The 19,347-nt window shown below is 40.0% G+C and carries 15 protein-coding genes and 1 tRNA gene; all 16 read right to left on the reverse strand.

Annotated elements, in window-relative coordinates:
- A partial coding sequence (locus M1381_08045; protein ID MCL4479030.1) for a helix-turn-helix domain-containing protein occupies positions 1-598 on the reverse strand: 598 nt, incomplete at its 3' end.
- A 188-nt stretch (positions 599-786) separates the two neighbouring features.
- Positions 787-1,356, reverse strand: a complete 570-nt coding sequence (locus tag M1381_08050) for a tetratricopeptide repeat protein (GenBank protein ID MCL4479031.1) — start codon at positions 1,354-1,356, stop codon at positions 787-789.
- Positions 1,326-1,859, reverse strand: coding sequence for a hypothetical protein (locus M1381_08055; GenBank protein ID MCL4479032.1), 534 nt, complete (start codon positions 1,857-1,859; stop codon positions 1,326-1,328). Before M1381_08055 ends, M1381_08050 begins: the two co-directional genes overlap by 31 nt.
- A gap of 21 nt (positions 1,860-1,880) precedes the next feature.
- Positions 1,881-1,954 (reverse strand) — tRNA-Arg (locus M1381_08060).
- A gap of 132 nt (positions 1,955-2,086) precedes the next feature.
- Entirely contained in the window at positions 2,087-2,905 is an 819-nt protein-coding gene (gene ccsA / locus M1381_08065) for a cytochrome c biogenesis protein CcsA (protein ID MCL4479033.1), read from the reverse strand.
- Positions 2,902-4,281 carry a cytochrome c biogenesis protein ResB gene (locus tag M1381_08070; GenBank protein ID MCL4479034.1) on the reverse strand — a complete coding sequence of 460 codons (1,380 nt, stop codon included), beginning with the start codon at positions 4,279-4,281 and terminating at the stop codon, positions 2,902-2,904. Before M1381_08070 ends, ccsA begins: the two co-directional genes overlap by 4 nt.
- Complete coding sequence (locus tag M1381_08075) at positions 4,272-7,055, reverse strand: cytochrome c3 family protein (protein MCL4479035.1); 2,784 nt, start codon at positions 7,053-7,055, stop codon at positions 4,272-4,274. Before M1381_08075 ends, M1381_08070 begins: the two co-directional genes overlap by 10 nt.
- 4 nt (positions 7,056-7,059) lie before the next feature.
- A complete protein-coding gene (locus M1381_08080; protein ID MCL4479036.1) occupies positions 7,060-8,514 on the reverse strand; it encodes a B12-binding domain-containing radical SAM protein in 1,455 nt (484 codons plus the stop codon).
- The gene (locus tag M1381_08085; GenBank protein MCL4479037.1) at positions 8,507-9,889 is read right to left on the reverse strand and encodes an NHL repeat-containing protein; all 1,383 of its coding nucleotides are present in this window, start codon (positions 9,887-9,889) and stop codon (positions 8,507-8,509) included. The genes M1381_08080 and M1381_08085 overlap by 8 nt, the downstream gene beginning before the upstream one ends.
- 598 nt (positions 9,890-10,487) lie before the next feature.
- Positions 10,488-11,654 carry a hypothetical protein gene (locus M1381_08090; protein ID MCL4479038.1) on the reverse strand — a complete coding sequence of 389 codons (1,167 nt, stop codon included), beginning with the start codon at positions 11,652-11,654 and terminating at the stop codon, positions 10,488-10,490.
- Positions 11,655-11,665: 11 nt separating this feature from the next.
- Positions 11,666-12,397 (reverse strand): cytochrome c3 family protein, encoded by a 732-nt coding sequence (locus M1381_08095; protein MCL4479039.1) that lies wholly within the window; start codon positions 12,395-12,397, stop codon positions 11,666-11,668.
- On the reverse strand, positions 12,378-13,397 hold the full coding sequence (locus tag M1381_08100) for a 6-bladed beta-propeller (GenBank protein MCL4479040.1): 1,020 nt from the start codon (positions 13,395-13,397) through the stop codon (positions 12,378-12,380). The genes M1381_08095 and M1381_08100 overlap by 20 nt, the downstream gene beginning before the upstream one ends.
- Positions 13,390-14,241 (reverse strand): hypothetical protein, encoded by an 852-nt coding sequence (locus tag M1381_08105; GenBank protein MCL4479041.1) that lies wholly within the window; start codon positions 14,239-14,241, stop codon positions 13,390-13,392. Before M1381_08105 ends, M1381_08100 begins: the two co-directional genes overlap by 8 nt.
- Positions 14,242-14,279: 38 nt before the next feature.
- Complete coding sequence (locus M1381_08110; GenBank protein ID MCL4479042.1) at positions 14,280-16,409, reverse strand: O-antigen ligase family protein; 2,130 nt, start codon at positions 16,407-16,409, stop codon at positions 14,280-14,282.
- A gap of 25 nt (positions 16,410-16,434) precedes the next feature.
- Positions 16,435-18,084: a hypothetical protein gene (locus M1381_08115; GenBank protein MCL4479043.1), complete on the reverse strand. Its 1,650-nt coding sequence runs from the start codon at positions 18,082-18,084 to the stop codon at positions 16,435-16,437.
- A 216-nt stretch (positions 18,085-18,300) separates the two neighbouring features.
- A complete protein-coding gene (locus M1381_08120) occupies positions 18,301-19,041 on the reverse strand; it encodes a cytochrome c3 family protein (GenBank protein ID MCL4479044.1) in 741 nt (246 codons plus the stop codon).
- Positions 19,042-19,347: the final 306 nt, after the last annotated feature.

Consider the following 19,347-nt stretch of genomic DNA (forward strand, 5'->3'; position numbering starts at 1 on the left):
CCTCATTATTCGGCACAAGTCTTACCCAGGTATTTTCCGTTGCCTTGAGAAGAAGGGTATGCTGTCTGGCTGTCAGGGTAAGCGGAACACCGGTTGTCGTTATTTCAGAGAGAGCGGTTTGCGTAACAGCCGTGGCAGTCTCCGTGTTCGAGCGGGCTGTAGTGGCTGATGTAAACTTTACCTCCTGAACATTCTTTCCCTGTCCACGCCCCTGCCTGATCATTCTGTCCTTTGATGTGTGGTACAGGAGCACGAGCATTATGCCGGCTAAAACCAGTCCGGCTGCTGCGAGGGCGATTATCGTTTGCCGGTTTAACCCTCTGCGTAAACTTTTTTTCTGAGGTTTTACTGCTTGATTGAAGCTCTCCTCATAAAACTGCTGAAAATAGTTCACGGTTTGTTCGGAGTCCAGACCTATGTAATTGCAGTAAGCCCTTATAAATCCTTTTACAAAGGCTATATCGGGAAGTTCATCATACGTATCGTTTTCTATTGCCTGCAGATAAGCTTTCTTTATCTTTGTTATTTTCGATATCTCGTTTAATTCTATGTGTCTGAGTTCTCTTTCTCTCCGGAGGAACTCGCCAAAACTATCCATCTTATTTTAACAACTTGATATAATTTTCCGCAGACGCGGCAAAGGTGCTGTCGGGTGCCAATTTGAGTACTGTTTCGAACTGTTTTTTTGCTTCTGTATCGTTTTTCTCTTTCATGTACACTATGCCGAGATTGAGGTAAGCCTCTGCATATCCCTGGAAATAGTATATCGCCGTCTTAAATTCATGTTCAGCATAGGAAGCATATATTTTTCCTTAAATAGACCAGCCCCATATTGTTATGTGCCGCCGGCATATCCGGTAAAATGGTAAGAGCGCTTTTGTATGCTTTCAGTGATTCGTCGAGTTTGCCTTTCTGATAGAATGCCCAGCCAAGATTTACCCATGCTATCTGAGGAGACATGTAGAGAGGATTGGCAAGCGCTGCCTGGAATGCCGTTATCGCCTTATCCCATTGAGCTTCGCTCAGATACAATACGCCGAGATTATTATAGGCATCCGAAAAATTTTTATTCAGCGACAGTGCCTTTTTATATGCTTCCTCAGCCTCAACCTTCATGCCTTCCGCATAGTATGCAAGCCCCAATGCGTTGTAGGTGAAGGGATCGTCTGGGTTCAGCCTTTTTGCCTCGGATAATTGCTGTATAGAACCGGGATAATCACCTTTATTGAGAAGCGCCGTACCTATATCATACCGCATACTTGCCTGTTTAATTAATTCAGGATTTCTACTTGCACAACTTACCAGTGATATTCCGAACAGTACAATCAAAACAAACTTAATATTCTTGCCAGCCATTGCTTTCCTCCCTTATTTCTTAAGACTCCATCTTCGGCTTTACCCTGAAGATTATGCATATCCGTTTCCTCATACACCGCGTCAAGTACGAGCTCATCCCCGCTTGCAGGCGGCTTGTATGTCTTGAGATCCGATAGAAAGGCGGGTATGGATTTGAGTACCGCCTCTCTTTGTTCATTCGTATCACCAAGTTCTACCTTTTCCATAATAAACCCCATACTTCCCGTAAAATCAAGCGCTTCATTAAAGACTGCCTTAGCATGGATAAGCTCCACATCCCCGCCCTCGTTCGTATAAAACACCCCTTCCCTGCTCTGTTCTCGAAAAAGATATATTACTATCTGCATTTTTTTATCTTTTTTTATGGCAATTACGTGTGCCCATGTCGGCTCCGGGGATTTATCGGGAAGGGCTATAACAGGTTGATTTACAGAGCCGTGAACCTCCCATACAGCATCGAGAGAAGACGACAAGTTTTTTACAGACTCATTACCTATAAACATATTGCCTCCGTTCTATCATAATGCCCCCGACAGGAATCGAACCTGCGGCACAGGGATTAGGAATCCCTTGCTCTATCCAACTGAGCTACGGGGGCTCATTTATTTTTCACATACTTAGCCACTTTCACTACTTCTGTCAACCACTCGAACCGAGTCAGATAAAAATCTAGCCATAGGGGGTATCATCTTGTCATGTAAAAATCTAACCGAAAAGCGCAACTTCTAACTTATCTCACAAGGTACTCTGAATGAATAGTTTTAAAGAGGTATGGAATAAAAAAGAATGCACCTATTGATAAGAGAAATAGGGTGATAGTTAATATTGCAGATCTTCTGCCCACCCAGTTTCTGTTAAGTCTGAGATGCAAGAATAACCCATATGCAAGCCATACGACGAGTGACCATGTTTCTACAGGATCAAATCCCCAATATCTGCCCCATGCATTGTTTGCCCATATAGAGCCTGCTATTATCATTATAATACAGAAAGCGAAGCCCAGTGCATTAAACCTGTAGATAGCAATATCAAGTTTCTCTAAAGACTGGTTAGGCAGCAACGGCTTATGTTTAGCATCGTTCTTATAGAGATAAAGCACAGCACTTGCAAATGCTATAAGAAAGGAGCCAACAGTAAGCTTTGCAAACAGCACATGAAGGACGAGCCAGTAACTTCTCAGCGAGGGTGGAAGTGGTATATCTCTTGCAGATGCCATTAAACCAAAGCCACAGGCAAGGAAGATCACAGGGAGTACGACAAATGAAGCTTGTTTTAACAAGCTCAGTTTTTTTTGTACAAGAAGATAAAACAACATCGCCACCCACGTATTGGAGCTTATAACCTCATACATGTTTATGTAGGGGCCGTGTCCAATCCGTATCCATCTTATAAGTATTGATGCACCGTGAGGAACAAGTCCTAGAGCGCATAAAATAAGTGCAATAGTGGTAAACCTTTCTTTTTTGAACACAAATCCGATGATAGCAAAGATACTGCCAAACCCGTACAGGCTTACCGCAATCCAGTAAAGGATGATTTCTTCTTTCATAATTCACACTCTCTTTTAATATTTTCCATGTCCTGTTTATAGGTATGCTCTGTGGTAAGTCTACTATAAACCTTTGCACCAATAAAGAGCTTTTCATTTTCATAAGCAAGCCAGAGCCTTTTGGGCATAATAAATACAAAACCAAGGATGGAAAGCACGAGTAAGAAGAATCCCGTAAATACAACAGATACACCGTAATCCCTGGAGACGTAAAAGCCTGTCCACTTTACCATATTATGAAAAACCAATTCAAAGTCTCCAAGCGAAATCACATCCCCCTTTTTAATATTGTTGTAATGAAGGTTTTTACCGCCTTCCAGGATCTCAATGGATAACCTATCAGGATTGGATACATTCACGCTCAATATACTCAGATAGCCAAGTACGGGGATAGTAAATTGCTGTGTGAGTGCACCTATAGCGTTCTCTTTATAGGGAAAGTTTACATACCCTGCTGTTTCATAACCTGTAGCCGTGTCCACAAGCCCAAAATAGGCAGAGTAGCCATAATACTTTGTTTGATAAAAGTTAAATCCTTCCAGTTTGAGTGGCTTATTCATCTCAACATCCTTAGAAAACAGAAGCGTTCCGTTTTTATAAACCTCTACGATGCTCTTATAAAGCCTTGGATGCGCTTTGTTCCAGTATGTTACGTTGAAGCTTTTTAATCTAATCTGAAAATCAAATTGAGGATTTAAATGGAGAGAGCCATACGAAGGACCTAAGAATTTTGGCTCTCCTGTGGGAAAAACTTGTCCCTCTGATAGCTCAATATGTCCTTTAAAACCTGTAAGATTTGTTATAAGTACACCTATCAAGATAACGAGCATAGACAGATGCAGAAGAGGAACGCCTAAAAGACCCACAGTATGTTTTGACGCTATCAATCCATTGTCATAAGCTTTTATTTTGTAGCCCTTATGTTTCAATGTATGTTTAATCTTTTCTTTTAGCTCCTCTGCGTTTTTATTCGTAGGGATAATCTTATGAATTTTAAGCCTTGCTATCTCATCTGGTAACATTGGTTTATGATCTTTAAACTGCTTTATTTTAACATTTATCCGCTCATAAGAGTTTAAAGCTATATTTAAAGAAAAAATCAGCACAATACTGAGAAACCACCATGTTGTGTAAACATGCTCGAGTCCAATAAGAGCTATAAGCCATGTGAGTTCCTTCATAACCCATGGGTATGATGTATGGAGGTAAAAATACTCGCGACTCTCTTCCCAGTTCCACTGAGGGATTACTGTGGATAGGATAAGAGAAATAGCTATTAAGAGGATAAAGGCTGTAGCAAGGCTGCGTGATCTTAGAACAGTTAACAGAGTTTTTATTTTATTCTCTATCCATTTAAACACCGGATTTAACCACAACTATTAACCGCGCCCGTATTATGACAATCTCCTTCTGTCCAGTTGCCACTGGTTGCCCAGGTAACCCCTGAATGAAATCCAAAATTGGGTATACTCATGTAAGGTGCGGGATCACAATCATCAAATCTGAGCAGCCTGTATCTCTTCCATCCATGCGGAATGGCAACATGACATGCCTGGCAGGCTCTGCCATTATGGGGATTTATGTGCAGATTCTGTCCAGAACTACTAAATCCACTATTCGTAAAATTAGGGTCATGACAGTTAAAACACCATATTCTTCCAGAGTCATTAGTGTAGTTCACGGTACTATTCCATGCGTTATAAGGACTGCCAGCAGGTATTTTGAGTATAAATGGGTTTATAGAGCCGTGTGGTCCTTCCGGTACTGAACTTGATGCATTGTCTATCCCATGACAGCTACTACATCTAAGCTTTGCTGTTCGGATCTGGGGATTAGTAAGCCCTGCGAGTGTTGAATCCATCACACCAATGTATGTTGTGTTAAAATTGCCATAAGTTGTGCTTGCCCTTGGTGTAACATTGCCTATATTTGGTCCGTATGAATTACATCCCGTACCTGATGCAGGTAATACGGATGCTGTCTTATCACCTTCTACATAATGATAAGACCAGTTATTCACATTAAACTCTTGTGCCATATTTGTCTGCTGCCATGATGCAGAAGGAGTTGGATTAGGCGCGTTTGTTGCAAGCCCGTATGCCCAATTAGAATGACACTTGAAACACAGTTTGTAATCAAGGTTTGTGTTTGTCGTCCCGCCAGATTGAGCAAGCGTAACAGATGCATTGGGTGCGTACGTGTAATTTGAGGATACGAGATCAATAAAATCCTGCTGTGGATTTGTGACTGTTACACCGCTTGCACCATACAGAGGGATGGATGGCGTTGCTGTATGTGGGTTATGGCAATCCGTGCACGCAACATGCCTATTTGCACCACTAAGCGTTCCATCGTTGAATAACAGCCCTTCTCCATAAGGCTTATGCAGATAGCTTGTTGTGGTTATTGGATGCTGGTATGGCTTGTTGAATGCTCTGTCTATGGATGTTGATACCCCACTCATCGTAGCTACATTGTAGTAATCCTTATTTGGTGCATTCGGATTGTTCGCACCGTGGCACTGAAAACAAAATTTTTCATTAAGTGGTGAGGATGGCAGACCTGATTGAAGGTAAGGAAATAGCCACAACCCAAGCGGAGCAACTATGGATGAAATGCTTGAATCATGAATGCCAAATACCTGCGGATATGTTGTTATTTGCGCACCCTGAGAGCTTTTTGGATACATCGTGTCATTATGGCACTTTGTACAGTCCGCATTAAATGTATTGTTATAATTGCATCCAGTTTCTGTTGAAGACGTGAAAAGCGATGATACTCGATAGTTGTGTGCTGATGCATTGTATGCTGAAACCTGATTTGTGAGTGTATCTGACAGAGGAACGTAAGGCGTGGTTGTTGTGTTGTCAGGTTGCAGGTAGCTCTTTGTCTGAAGTGTCATATGACAGGATAGACAGATACCCGGTGTTGATGTACTGTTTATGAAATCTGTGTTTGTAAATGTATTAGTTGATGTTGGTGTTGGAGATAACGAGATAGCTGCCCTTAAGTTATATGCCCTGCCGCCTGTTGATGTATTCACCTCAGGGCTAAACACATCGTGATCAGCATGGCACATAAGACATCTGCGGTTTATATCCGTTGTTCCTCCTAGTGTAGCCGGTAGAGAAAGCACTGGATAGACTGGTTGTGTGTTGTTCATGTAGTGATGAAAATCTGTTGTTGAGTTCATGGGATTAAATACAGATGAATGGCACTGGATGCAGTCCTGAGAACCGTGGCTTTCTGTAAACTCAAACCCATTGCTGTGTGGATGACATGCCATACAGTTCTGTCCATTGTGATGCGACTGACCAGAACACGCAAGGGTAAATGTGGCGCCTGATGTATATCTGTGATGGTTCGTTTGTGTATGGCACGTCTCGCATATATTTGATGTGTAGTAGTTTATACCACCTGATGTTGTAAATGTTGTGCCATCTGCAAATGAATGCATCCCTGTGTTATTATAAAAGTATATATTATTCCATCCTGCTGTATATATCTGTGACCTTATAAGTCGGCCGTAAAAGATGCTGTAGTTTGCACCAACACTGGTAGATGTATTAAGCCCTGCACTACCTGAAACAATCTTTACCGTGAGCGTATTCGCATTGTTGCCTGTGATCATAAAGGTAGCAGGGTTGTTTGTGTCAGGATATATGCTGTTTGTTATAGTGGTTGAATTAGGAACAAGGATACTGCCCAACCATTGATTTATAGCCCAATTGACGCTTGTATCTGTAAGCTGGGTTGATGATAAAGAAGAAACAGTACCGGTGAAGATATAAGCCTGTGTACCATAAGAGCGCCATTGATACTGCTGATGGGGACTATGACAATCCGTGCATGCCTTGTTCCATGTCCCATATTTGGTTGTCGTTGTAGTTGAGGCATGTCCCTTAACAAACTCAGCTATGGTTCCATTGTGACAGCTCTGGCATAGGTTGTCTATGGTAGCCGCGGTATTTGTTAAAAGAAAGCCTGCTGTTCCTGCATTATGCGCAACATGGCAGCCTGTAATATTGTTCTGAGGATTTGACAAGCAGGATATACCATAAGACATATTATGAGGTGGATCTGTCGCGTAAGCAGCAAGCGGCAGCATCACTATAAAAAGGATAATGATAAGTTGTGTTAATCTACTCATAAGTTTAATCCCCTCTTTGCATCATATACATTATCTGTTTATCATCTTTGATCATTCCCCTCAGCTTTGTGCCTATGTATGAATTCTTCATAAGTATCGTCATCAGTTTGACCATAAATCTTCTCTTGTTTGCGGGCATAGATTTCAACTGCCTCATCTTGTACATATAAAATTCCTTTGTTGCCTGTATAAGAGCATCTTCAAGCTCACTGAGCTCCATTGCATCAGGCTTAACAACCGGCTCTACGAGATTATACCTTCTGTAGTCATGTACAGCTATGTGATGCCTAAGCTGAGGATATATATCGCTGTAGGGCCATGGTGCAATTGCGAGAAAAAAAGCCATGTCAGGGTTATAATAAACAGCGGTATCAAGTGCCTGTTTTATTGTGTCAGAGGTTTCGTAGGGCATGCCAAGTACAAGGCTTGTTTCTGATACAATGCCCGCTTTGTTGATTATATCAATTGCCCTTTTGCTTTGTTCTGTTTTTATATCTTTCTTGAACAGCTCAAGGGATGTACTACTACCTGATTCTACGCCAACATATATATGCGACACCCCTGCCTTCACATAAAGGTCTATTATATCCTGATCTCTGACAATGTCATCAACCCTTGTTTCAAGAAGGAGCTTGATCTTCAAGCCTCTGAGGATAATAAGATTGAGTATATCAAGCCAACGCTGTCTGTTTGCTGTAGGATATTCATCAGAAAGCATGACAACGCTTACACCATATTGCTCTGAGAGCATCTCAAGTTCATTTACGAATGATAGTGCTGATCTCTGTCTCCATTTTTTTTCCCAAAAAAGCTGCTGTGAGCAGAAACTGCACTGATGAATGCATCCTCTGGAAGAGCTCACTATGCCGAGTGTAGCATTATCCTCAGGAAAATAGCGATAGTCCCTCCAGTTAACCAGGTCCCACGCAGGTGATAAGGCATCAAGATCCATTAGAAGCTGACGGTCAGGTGTTATATGTATACAGTCATCTGTTTTGAATGCAATACCCCTTACATGCCCTATATTTCCGTATGCATTGATGGCATCAAGGAGTTCCGCAAAGGTAACTTCCCCCTCTCCTCTAATAATATAATCAATAGAACCGTGGTTATTGAGCAGTTCGTTGAACATAAATGTTGGGTGTACATTACCAATCACCGTTATAATATGTTCATCTATCATTTTTGCATGATTTAAAATCTCAACTGCATCTGGCAAGGATGCTGTTATTGCAGTTGTTGCAACCACATCGGGTTTGTCTGTCTTTATTTTTCTGATTATGTCCTCATGGGTATGAAACAGGCTCATTGCATCATAGATCTCGGTTTCATAACCCTTTTCTCTCAGAGCACCAGCAATATAGACAAAACCAAGCGGTAGCCATACGCCTGCAGATTCCACGACACCTGAGTGATAAGGTGGTGTAACAAGCAGTACCTTTTTTATGCGGTTACGCATGCTTTCTCCTGATCAACAACATAAACAATCCAAGCATAACCAGCACAGTATATCCATCCATCCCATCCATTATTGACAAACTACCTGATGCACTGCCAGATATATTACACGAACAACCTGCACTTTTCGAGCTTGCCACAGCATTGCTTGTGACTGTGGTTGGCGGGTTTACAAAGGTGGTTGAACTGTTTGGGGGCAATGGTTTTTTATCAATGTTGAATACTTCAACGCGATTATTAAAAGGATCGGCTACATATAGAAACCCGTTGGTTCTATCAATAGCAAGGCTTGTTGGATTTTTGAATGCGCCAGGGTCAGTACCATAATACCCTATTGAGCCTACAAACACGTTCTGATCTGTATAAACAAATACCGCATTCTGATAACTATCAGCAACGTAGTATCTGTTAAAGGCATCCTTTGCAACGCTTAAAGGTCTTATAAGGCTTGTTCCATTATCAAAGCCTGGGTTAAATCCAGACCATCCTATGGAACCATTCACTCCATACTGACCAATCTGAACAGAGCTATTGTTTAGGGTATTTATCATGGTTACGTTTGCACTGAGCGGATCAGCTATGGATAGTATACCCTCAACATTATCATAGCTCATACCAACAGGCATACCGTTGCTCATATAGGCAATATCACCCAATCTATTACAGGCAGTATCTATAATATGAATATTAGAGCCATCAGAAACATAAATGGTCTTTGCAGAATCATTACCTGCAATACCTGAGGGATTATCAAAAGTGTTATGATCACATATTGTCGATACAAATTGGCCATTAAATGCGGAATAAGCATTTATACTACCGTCTGCCTTTGAAGCAATATAAATCATATTGTTCATAACAGTGAGTGGACCATTTTTGATGGTCGTTGAACTGCTGAAAAGGACTTTGTCCCTGCTGTTAAATGCTGTAAGCCTTCTGGCATAAGGCTCGGATATATAAAGGTTGCCGTTGCGATCAGTTGTCAGATAAACAGGCTCCTCAAGATTATTAAGGCTTTTAGAATAGAAGGCGGGTTGAACCTCCAATGAAACATAGGTAAATGCTTCGCCCCCGTTTGTAGAGCTTACAGTAACTGTGATAGTATAATGCCCACCAACAACTGGGGATAGCCATCTTGCCTGACTACCAATCCACGTAATAAAGCTACCTGCATTACACGAATATGTATACGCAAGCATCCCATTATCAGTTGAGCTCGCATTCACATCTATTATACTTGTTCTACCGGGGAATAAAGCAGATGGAATCGCATTTATACCATTGATCACAGGTGCGGATGCATTGGCATTACCTGCCCCTATTGTAGCGAATGTCAACAAGAGAGTAATTATACAAATACCTACATTTTTAATCATATTTATCTCTCTTTTTCATAAGATATAATATATATAGCAAGAAATATGCCATATTTATCTTATTTATTGTCCATTTTTTTATGGATTCAACACAAAAAATAAGGTTGAATTGTTTATAACTTTAAGGTAGTTAGATCATTATAATCCATTGTGCTTTAACACTTCTGCTACCCTTGAGTCTTTTGTGACTAATTCCTTTATTATCTTCTCTATCTTATCTTTCCGTTCTTAAAGCTCTTTACCCTTCAGCATATCAGAGGCAAGGGTCATACAACGCTCCCAAAGAAAACCCTTCCAGAATAAACATTCTACTTAGTACTACTTATTCGAGCTGTCTTAGATCCTCAATTCTTTGATTCACTGATTTAAACCCTTCATCTATCCTTCGATTGATAGCCTACTGTCCTTCCTCAAGTCTTATAATTCTGTCACTGTCCTGCTTGGTAAAAGAAACATTCTGGGTATTGGCATAAAGGCATGTTGAGCCCCGCACTTACTTCTATTAGCAAAAATAATATCTGCTTCATTTTTTACTCCTTGCCAATAACATAACACATTTTACGCGCTATTGCTATTTTTATATCTAAGGTAGATCGCTTCATTTATGATAGGGCATAGGAAATGGATTAAAGTATGGTGATGGCATACCGGGATTATAATTCAATGGACCTAAGGAAGGCTTTGAAAAATTTGTTGTTGAGGTAAACATATTTGGAGTTGGATTATGATCCACACCGTGGCAACTTAAAAAACATTCGACATTGTTTTGCGTTTTAAATACAATATTAAGTTTACCCTCGGAGTTTGGCAGCACAACAGTAAACCTTGGATCTTTGTTAAACCTTATAAGATAGGGATAATTAATAGAACCATGTGAATCATGACATGTAAAACAAGATGTGTTCGCATTCACTATATGTTCTCTGTGATACAAGAAGCTCTGGTTACTCAGTATGCTTGTCCTGTTATGGCACTGATAGCATAAAGCATACGCATACTCACTTTCAGGCATGCCGTCCTGTTTATAGTAATTCTTGTTCAGTATCGGCGCATATATTGAGCCGTGCGGCGAAGAGCCACCTATTGTATTTTCAGCACTATGGCAATCAGTGCAGTTTACATAGCTTGATATTGTCCATGGAGGGATCAGACTTGGGATAAGATACGATTTGCCTGGTGACTCAACAGGGTGATACGATGCATTTGCTGGATTAAATTCTATTGCTTTATCTGTTTCATAAGGCAGAAAGGACTGGTTTGCGTGACATTTAAAACAAAGCTCATATTCATAGTGTATACCACCGCTAAACCATAGCATTTTTCTTTGACCTATTTGAGAGACACTTGCTGACTCTATATGATGCGGGCTATGGCAGTCAATACACTCTGAATGACGCGTTGTAGTATTTATCTGTCCGTGTTTTTGCTCCATAACTGTCATATATGGAACTGTATCAATAGGGTGATGTGATGGCTTTTGAAAGTCATCTGCAACATCAGGTATGGGTGATGACAGCAGGAGCATACCTGAAAGCTTTGCCTTATTCTGTTCCTGTGCACTGCCATGACATTGAAAACACAGACTTGAGCCATTTTTTACAAGCATGGGCGTTCCAGCAACGCCATGACCAGCGTGACAGCTTGCACATCCTTTGGGTAAAGACAGGTGTGGATTTATCGTATTTACTGTTTCTGCATACACCTGACGCTGTGATATAATATATGATACCAAGCAAACAATAATCAGTAAAAATATTCTTTTCATGGTTACATCCATTACATTTTATGACAGATTATACAAACCTGTGTAATATTGGATTTTCTTAGAAAATGCACGCCAGAGGCAGAAAAATTATCATCCTGGTGCGGATTGTGGCATGATATACACTGCACCTCATAATTGCGGTCAAGCCTCACACCATCAGGATCATCTTTCATCTCTGTCATACTTGCAAGGTTTGAACCTGTAACATAGCTCTGCGTAATCATCTTTTGTGTTACAACAAAGGATATGGGATGACTACCTGAAAGGTTTGTTCCAAGATACCCACGCGATGTTGATGGTATTGTCCTTATGTTATTCTGCATGGGGATTGGTGATCTCCTGCTCCTGACCTCTCCAATAGCTATAGTACCGTCATGGCAGCTCAAACACAGCTTTGAAGCCCCATCAGGTGTTACAGGCTTCCCACCCGGCGATAGTGACTCAAGGCTATTAGACCAGTACATGTTGTAATTTGTACCTGTATTAAGTTTTTTGTTCCAAAGAGGCGTATGTGGTTCAGCATCATGTGGGGTATGACAGAATATACACACCTGTTTCTCTGTTGTGGACTTTATCTGGCCGGGACCGGATATAGACAGATTATGCAGCGTATTCAGAACACTTCCAGCATATGCAAGACTGCAGCTCAGCAGTAATAACATTGCAGGTAAAAGAATTACAGCCGCTCCCTTTACAAGCAGCGAAACATGGGGATCTCTTTGTTTATTGATGTGGTGCTCCATTCTCCGTATCACCTATCCTATTAAATATATCAATCCTGTTGTTTAACGCATCTGCAACATAAATGCGGCCGTGTTCAACAACTATGCCTGATGGCATTGACAACTCTCCACCGTCTGTTCCATGCCTTCCAAATGTCATAAGATAATCCCCTTTAGCGCTAAACATCTGAACCACATCAAACAATGCATCACTTATATAAATAATGCCATCCGAATCTACTGCTATGCCTTTGGGTCTGGCAAAATCACCGCTTCCGTCTCCCTGTTTGCCGAAAAATGATATAAATTTACCGTGAAGTGTAAATATCTGGATTCTGAAGTTAAGGCTGTCTATGATAAATACTGTGTTATTTTTTATTGTGATGCCTGTTGGAAAATTAAATTCACCTGCTCCATCGCCATGTGAGCCAAAAGAAAATTTAAATTTATCTCTATTATCGTATACAAAAACCATGTTCATACCTGTATCTACGATGTATATATCTCCATTCCCTGCAATGGCAACAGAAGTGGGTCTTATAAATAAACTGTTGGTAATGCTTCCCAGACAGCTGCCGCTCCTGCTTATTATAAATACACTTTTCTGAGAGGAATCCGCAACATATACTCTATTCCCTGTTATTGCTATGCCTGTTGGTGTGGTAAAATATGAAGCGCCGCATTTACTGATAATAGTAAAGCTGTTGTTATCTTTATCAAAAAGTATCACATCTGGTGCATGAATATCTGTAACACCTATAATTCCTTTGTAAGCAGCAATCGCAAAAGGAGAAAACCGCGTATTGTACTGGCTATTTGCACCTGAGATAAAACTGAATATCCGTGAAATCCATCCGGGCCTGATACCTAGATCATTTGCAGAGTATACAGAGCGGACAAATGATATTTTGGGGTTGTTTTCAGGCCAAGCAATATTTACAGTTTTGACTTGCGGCGTGTGTGCACATCCTGTTAAAACTACGAATAAAAAAAGCGATATATTAAAACGCTTTTTAATCATCTTTTTTACCCGTATTTTCATCAGGTACAGGTTGAATAGGCATGCGCATCTTAAACTCAGGTACTGGTGATTCAAAGGTCTTCTGTTTAACCGTATTGGGTTGGGTGGCTGATTCGGAGGTTATGCCGGTTGCTTCAACAATTTTAACATTGTTGAGTAATTGTGAGGAAGAGCATACGCTAAGTCCTAAGATAACATGCATCTCCTCCTTTCCTGTATAAGACAGGCCACCACCAATGCCGCCTGATAAAACGATTGAGCTATTAGCAAAATAGTACCTTGCACCTGCTGTACCTTCAAATCTGTTTTTAAATCCAGTACTGCTAACGATCCAGTTGTCTGTATCAAAAAGTAAATCCCATTGCTCTCTTACTCTGTAAATTATACCACTACTTATAATGACTGCCCTTAGCGCGGACAGATAGCCGGTACTGAAGGTAAGATTAAGCTTGTTAAAGCGTTTCTCGATAACCTCTCGTATATCTGCTGAAGGATGTCCTGAAAGGTTGTCACCAATTACAGTAGTAGCGAGGTCTGGTTTTTGCAGGTAGCGCCATTTAGCGCCAGAGATCATACCTATACTGTTTTTTTCATAAAGTTGTTGATAATTGTTGTATTGCACAGCACCAATCATAACTTCCAGATTATCCAGTATACCAAATGAGACGGTAACGGGGGAAACATTAAAGTTATCTGTCCTATTCTGTTTATAGTACCCTGTCCATACGTTGTAAAGAAATGCACCGCTGCCTAATGTACTTGTATCAGGCACATCAAATATACCTGATAATCCATTCTTGTACGGCGCTGCAACTACTGTCCCGGCAATGCAAAGGAACAGCATAATTGATATGCATAAATTTAAAACAATATTCTGCAATTTCATAATAATCCCACTGGTAGTTTCTTTAAAAATGTTTGCAGGGCGCTGAGATCAGGATCATTTAAGGCACTGGTATATAATGCTTTATTCATCTTTATTGCAATAGATATGTTTCTCCATGCTTCACGGTAATTGCCCATCCTTGCATGAGCACATGCGAGGTTGTAGTAAACATACGCATCAGGTTGTTTAACATTCTTCAAGAGAGATAAAGCCATATCATATTTTTTTAATTGTATATAGAGTGATGCAAGATTGACAGCTGTATCTTTCTGATCAGGATTTAACTTTAACGCATGTTTAAATGCCTGCAGTGATTGATCATATAAGCCAAGATGTTCACTTGCTTCTCCTTGTAATTCAAACAATGCATAATTATATGGATCAAGCAGCTGGGCCTTTTTAACGATATTAAGTGCTGAGGTATAATTGCCTTTCCTTATAAGTACCACTGTCTGATCGTTCATGATAATCGCCTGAACAGTAGGAGAAAAATAAGCAAGCTTGTATGCCATGTTAAGTTGTTTCATTGCATTGCTGTAATCACCCTTATCTGAATAAAGTATGCCAAGCCATCGCCGCGCCTGAAGATAGTATGGGGATAGATTTATAGTATCTTTCAGATCCTTTAAAGCACCGATTCTGTTACCGAGGTTAATTCTAATCATTGCCCTGTCAAAAAAATAGTTTTTATAAAAAGGTGCCTGGGTAATGGCATAAGAAAGTTTATCTTCAATCTTACCCGTCATTGCAGAGCTTTGGGTACGGTTCTGTTTGAATAGGGTATTAGCTAAGAGGTATGCCCTTTGGGCAAGGGTTATATGAAAAGCAGCAATGAATACTAAAAAGCTCACAACTACAAGTACATAGTTGCTGATCTTCCATACATAAGGCTTCACATTAAATGTGCTATGAGCGTATAAACTACCGATGCCAGCATACATCCAGAATAAAACGGCTGTTGCAGGCATTCTAAGAGGGAATGAAAATAAGCCAATAATAAGCAGGTTGATAAATCCGAGGAACCCGCCAATAAGAACAGGAATATCTTTTTCTTGAGCCTCTGATATACTGGATACAAATTCGTATAGTATATATATGAGTAAACCAATGAACATCAGGAATCCAGGGATGCCTGTTTCTGCCAGTATGTTAAGGTATTCGTTATGTGCATAGTTCATAGTAACATGATTTGAAAATGTCATCAGGGATAATGCCCTATCAGCATATAACGGGAATACAGCATCAAATGCTCCAAACCCAATGCCTAAAACAGGATGTGATGGTGCAAGATATACAAGGATTGATTTCCATGTAAGCAATCTTACAATGTTATCGGAATAATATACATCGAATATAGATGTGAAATGTTTGATCAGGTTGCTTGTCTGACTGAATATCAAGGAAAGCAATAAAGTACCTGCAACCACCATACCTGCTATGTATAAAGGGGACAAATTTATTTTGAATTGCCTTTTCTTTCTTACAGAAATAAGTATGCCAATGCTTACAAGACTTACAATAATGAGAGCAGCCCATGAGGCTCTTGAATGTGAAATTATAACATAAAGTATGCCTTCTATTATGCCAATACTAAGGACAATGCTGATCCACAGTTTTTTCCTGAAAATAAATTGACTTATAAGCAAAGGTAAGGCACTGACAATGTACTCAGCACCAAAATTTGATAGCCCAAAGGTAGATATTGGATTTATCCTGCCATACTGATCAGTGGGGATATAGCCATATACACCTGTAAGCTGAGCAAAACCTATTGATGCACTTATTATGACCCCGATGGCAATAGCAATTGTAAGTAGGTCCATATCGTTTTCATCCGGTGCAAAAATAATCAAAGCAGGATAGATGAAAAATGGACCAAGTACTTTTATGATTTCCACAAACCCTTTTACAGGTACTATTGAGGATATTATAGAAACAACAATCCATACACCTATTATCCCTGTAAACAGCATTACACCGGGTATTTTTGTGGGCATTTTATTCTGATGGATTATAGAGACAAGTCCAAAAAATATAAAAGCAGATAAAGCAGAAAATGTGATCTTTATCCACTCATACTCCCATCCCCACTTGACAATGGGTATTATTAAGCACCAAAATAACATAATCAGTAGAAGAGGCTTTAAATACTTATTCACCAATATAACCTCCGAAGTTTCTTCCAAGTTGAATGATCAAGCCATGAACATTGCTGTTAGCGCCTGGTATGTGCTGGTTAATCAAGTATCCTTTTATATTGAGAAACAGCATTCGGTAGTTGTGTGTTACATAAACCTCATACCTCGTATATTCAGATGATGGGTAATATGATGCACTGTTAAATCCATACTGAAAAACTACATTTGCAGCGGTATTCTGGATGGATGTTATGCCAAGTGTCGTTGAAATATATTGATTCCTGTACCATGTTTGAGGAGTGGAATTGTTGAGAATCCCTCCTGTGATCGAGAATAAGCCAACGTATGATACAGGCAGAGAAAATATAAGATTAAACAAACGATTGTAGATAGGGTACTGGTTATAGAAACCTTTTTGAAATTCCCTTTCATAGGTAAAAGTGGATTGAAGATAAGCAGGTTTAAAATAAGCGCTATATAGTTGTGCAAAATAGCGGAAGTCATCAAGATTATTGCCTGAGCCCTGTGTGTATTTTGTGATCATGTAATTCAGGTCATTGTACACATTAAAGAATTTAAAATCTTTTGTGCCTATACCACCGTCAAAATAATGAGTTTGCGCCAGCCCCTGACCAACTGGTGGATTCTGTATCATTGCAACCCCAATATTATATCCTGCATTCATATAGTAGTGATCCCATGGCTTTAAATAGGTGATGCCTCCTTGCAATAATTCTGTATCCATTGAGCTGGTGCCTGCATCACCGGCGCTTCTTGAATCTAGTACATAAATACCGTTTAAAAGACTTATGGTGTTTGTTGCACGATAATAAAGGTTGTAGCCTGCCTGTGTGCCCTGAGAACTGCCTTTACTGTAGGCATTCGTACTGTAGTTGGCAAAATAGTTGGTAGTTATTCTCCAGTCAGGGGTACTTACAAGGTTTGTATATACATTGAGTTGATCTGTTGAAATTGTTGTTTGTGACGGATATGCAAATGCAAAATTATAGGTGTTTAATCCTGTATAAAGGTGTAATGTTTTGTTAAAGGTTTTATTATCGTTAATACTAAGCCCCTTTGAAGTATAATTGTTGTTCGTGATTAGATCATTCTGGCTAATATACTGATATTGACCTGTTAATATATTATCCTTGTTCGCCTTTGAGAACGATACAACAGAAGTTGTTCTGTCCTGCTTGAATATGTAAGGAACGCCGGATGTTTCATTGCGTGTTTTATCAAAAATAATATTGAATCTTGGAAGAGAGTTTACAGCAATAGCCCAGTTTAGACCGTAAGAAAAGGTCCGCATTCTGAGCAGGTAACCTATACCTGTGTCCTGCTCATTATATATATCTCTTATATAGGAGAGCAATGGAGAGCTATCCGGCAAGAAGGTAAGGTTCAATGCATAGCCTGTTGTATATCTTCTTAATCCTCCTCCAGTTGTTGTGTAATCTATATCATCAATATTAAGGCCCGAAGAGAATACAGCGAGTCTTGGATCGTATATATAGGTTGCGAAGTTAAGTCCTAATACACCACCAAACCCTCTTGTATAGCTAGAGGTATTATTATAATCAGCAAGGTAGTCCTCATACCTTAAACTTGCCTGTCCTCCTATATAATACCTGTGTGCATCTACATTGATTGGTAAAAACAATATACATATGAATATTAATATACATCTTTGTATCACTTTCATTGCAGCATATCGTTCTTTTATATTTCCTCGGTTACGGGTAGTTTGCTTTTTCAATGCTATTCCCATTTAACTGAGCCATTACGTTTTTACTCTTTTCTCATTCTCACATTTATACCCTTATATTATATTTAATCATAAAAAAAGGGGGCTTACGCCCCCTATGAAAAAGCAGTTTTATTTTATGTGACAATCGAGACAGAGCTGACTGCTTGTTATTGCATCCCTTAATAACAAGGGATTTACCGAGCCGTGAACAGAATGGCAGCTTCCACATTCAACCCCTTTACCTGTACCACCATTGGGATCCTGGAAGAGCTCCACATTTACCGGACTTGCCTGGAATTGAGAAACAATTACACCAGCGCCTGAGCTGATACCATTGTATGGTGACTGCCCAGGATACGGGATACCAATAGGGTGATTACCATTCATGTTTCCACCAACACCAACTTGATAGGTTGTATTTGTCAACTGGTATGCCGCGTTCACATCGCCCTGCATAGGTATAGAGTAGCTTGAATTTACAATACCTGTTGATTCGTTAAATACCTCATTAACCTGTCCTATTGCAACCGAACCATCATGACACGAAATACATTTGAATGATGGCAGGTTTGCCGGATTTGTTGGCAGGACTGTTCCCGCTGATGTCCCCGTTGCACTCCCTGTACCCCATGTCCATGTTGTATTGATTGAAGCAGCATGGTTCCAGATAAACCTTTGATCGAGTGCATGGTGCGGTGTATGACAGAACACGCATATCTGGCTTGTACCACCTGCTGTTGTTGCCTGCGATCTTGTGGCATTTGTAGAGCTGGCTGAAAGATTATGCTTGGTTGTAGTAATCGCCGCATTTGCTGTTACAGTTAGCCCCGCAATGGCTAACATTAACACTACAAAACTAATTTTTTTCATTGCCTTCACCTCCTTTTTATCATTACTTATAACAGGATTCATGCCAGTTTGGTTAACCAAAAATGCAATAAGAAGGCGGCTTACCCATGTTTTTTGATTGTTTTCACTCAATTGTATATTGAAAATAAATAGTTATTCCTATTGATCAGTTAATACACATTACCCCTGTAGCTATAGCTATCAGCAATATAGATACGGTTGTTTTTATCAATGGCAATAGCTGTTGGTATTCGTTGGGTGTTTTCACTCAATTGTATACTGAAAATCACTACTTATTGCTATTGATCAGTTGATACACATTAACCC

This window comes from Deltaproteobacteria bacterium (genome assembly GCA_023382265.1).
Classification (GTDB): Bacteria; JAMCPX01; JAMCPX01; order JAMCPX01; family JAMCPX01; genus JAMCPX01.

Bases quoted from the DNA above. Each gene is read 5' to 3' on its own strand.
- M1381_08050 (MCL4479031.1), bottom strand. From the start codon at position 1,356: ATGGCTGGCAAGAATATTAAGTTTGTTTTGATTGTACTGTTCGGAATA.
- M1381_08055 (MCL4479032.1), bottom strand. From the start codon at position 1,859: ATGTTTATAGGTAATGAGTCTGTAAAAAACTTGTCGTCTTCTCTCGAT.
- ccsA (MCL4479033.1), bottom strand. From the start codon at position 2,905: ATGAAAGAAGAAATCATCCTTTACTGGATTGCGGTAAGCCTGTACGGG.
- M1381_08075 (MCL4479035.1), bottom strand. From the start codon at position 7,055: ATGAGTAGATTAACACAACTTATCATTATCCTTTTTATAGTGATGCTG.
- M1381_08080 (MCL4479036.1), bottom strand. From the start codon at position 8,514: ATGCGTAACCGCATAAAAAAGGTACTGCTTGTTACACCACCTTATCAC.
- M1381_08085 (MCL4479037.1), bottom strand. From the start codon at position 9,889: ATGATTAAAAATGTAGGTATTTGTATAATTACTCTCTTGTTGACATTC.
- M1381_08090 (MCL4479038.1), bottom strand. From the start codon at position 11,654: ATGAAAAGAATATTTTTACTGATTATTGTTTGCTTGGTATCATATATT.
- M1381_08095 (MCL4479039.1), bottom strand. From the start codon at position 12,397: ATGGAGCACCACATCAATAAACAAAGAGATCCCCATGTTTCGCTGCTT.
- M1381_08100 (MCL4479040.1), bottom strand. From the start codon at position 13,397: ATGATTAAAAAGCGTTTTAATATATCGCTTTTTTTATTCGTAGTTTTA.
- M1381_08105 (MCL4479041.1), bottom strand. From the start codon at position 14,241: ATGCTGTTCCTTTGCATTGCCGGGACAGTAGTTGCAGCGCCGTACAAG.
- M1381_08110 (MCL4479042.1), bottom strand. From the start codon at position 16,409: ATGTTATTTTGGTGCTTAATAATACCCATTGTCAAGTGGGGATGGGAG.
- M1381_08120 (MCL4479044.1), bottom strand. From the start codon at position 19,041: ATGAAAAAAATTAGTTTTGTAGTGTTAATGTTAGCCATTGCGGGGCTA.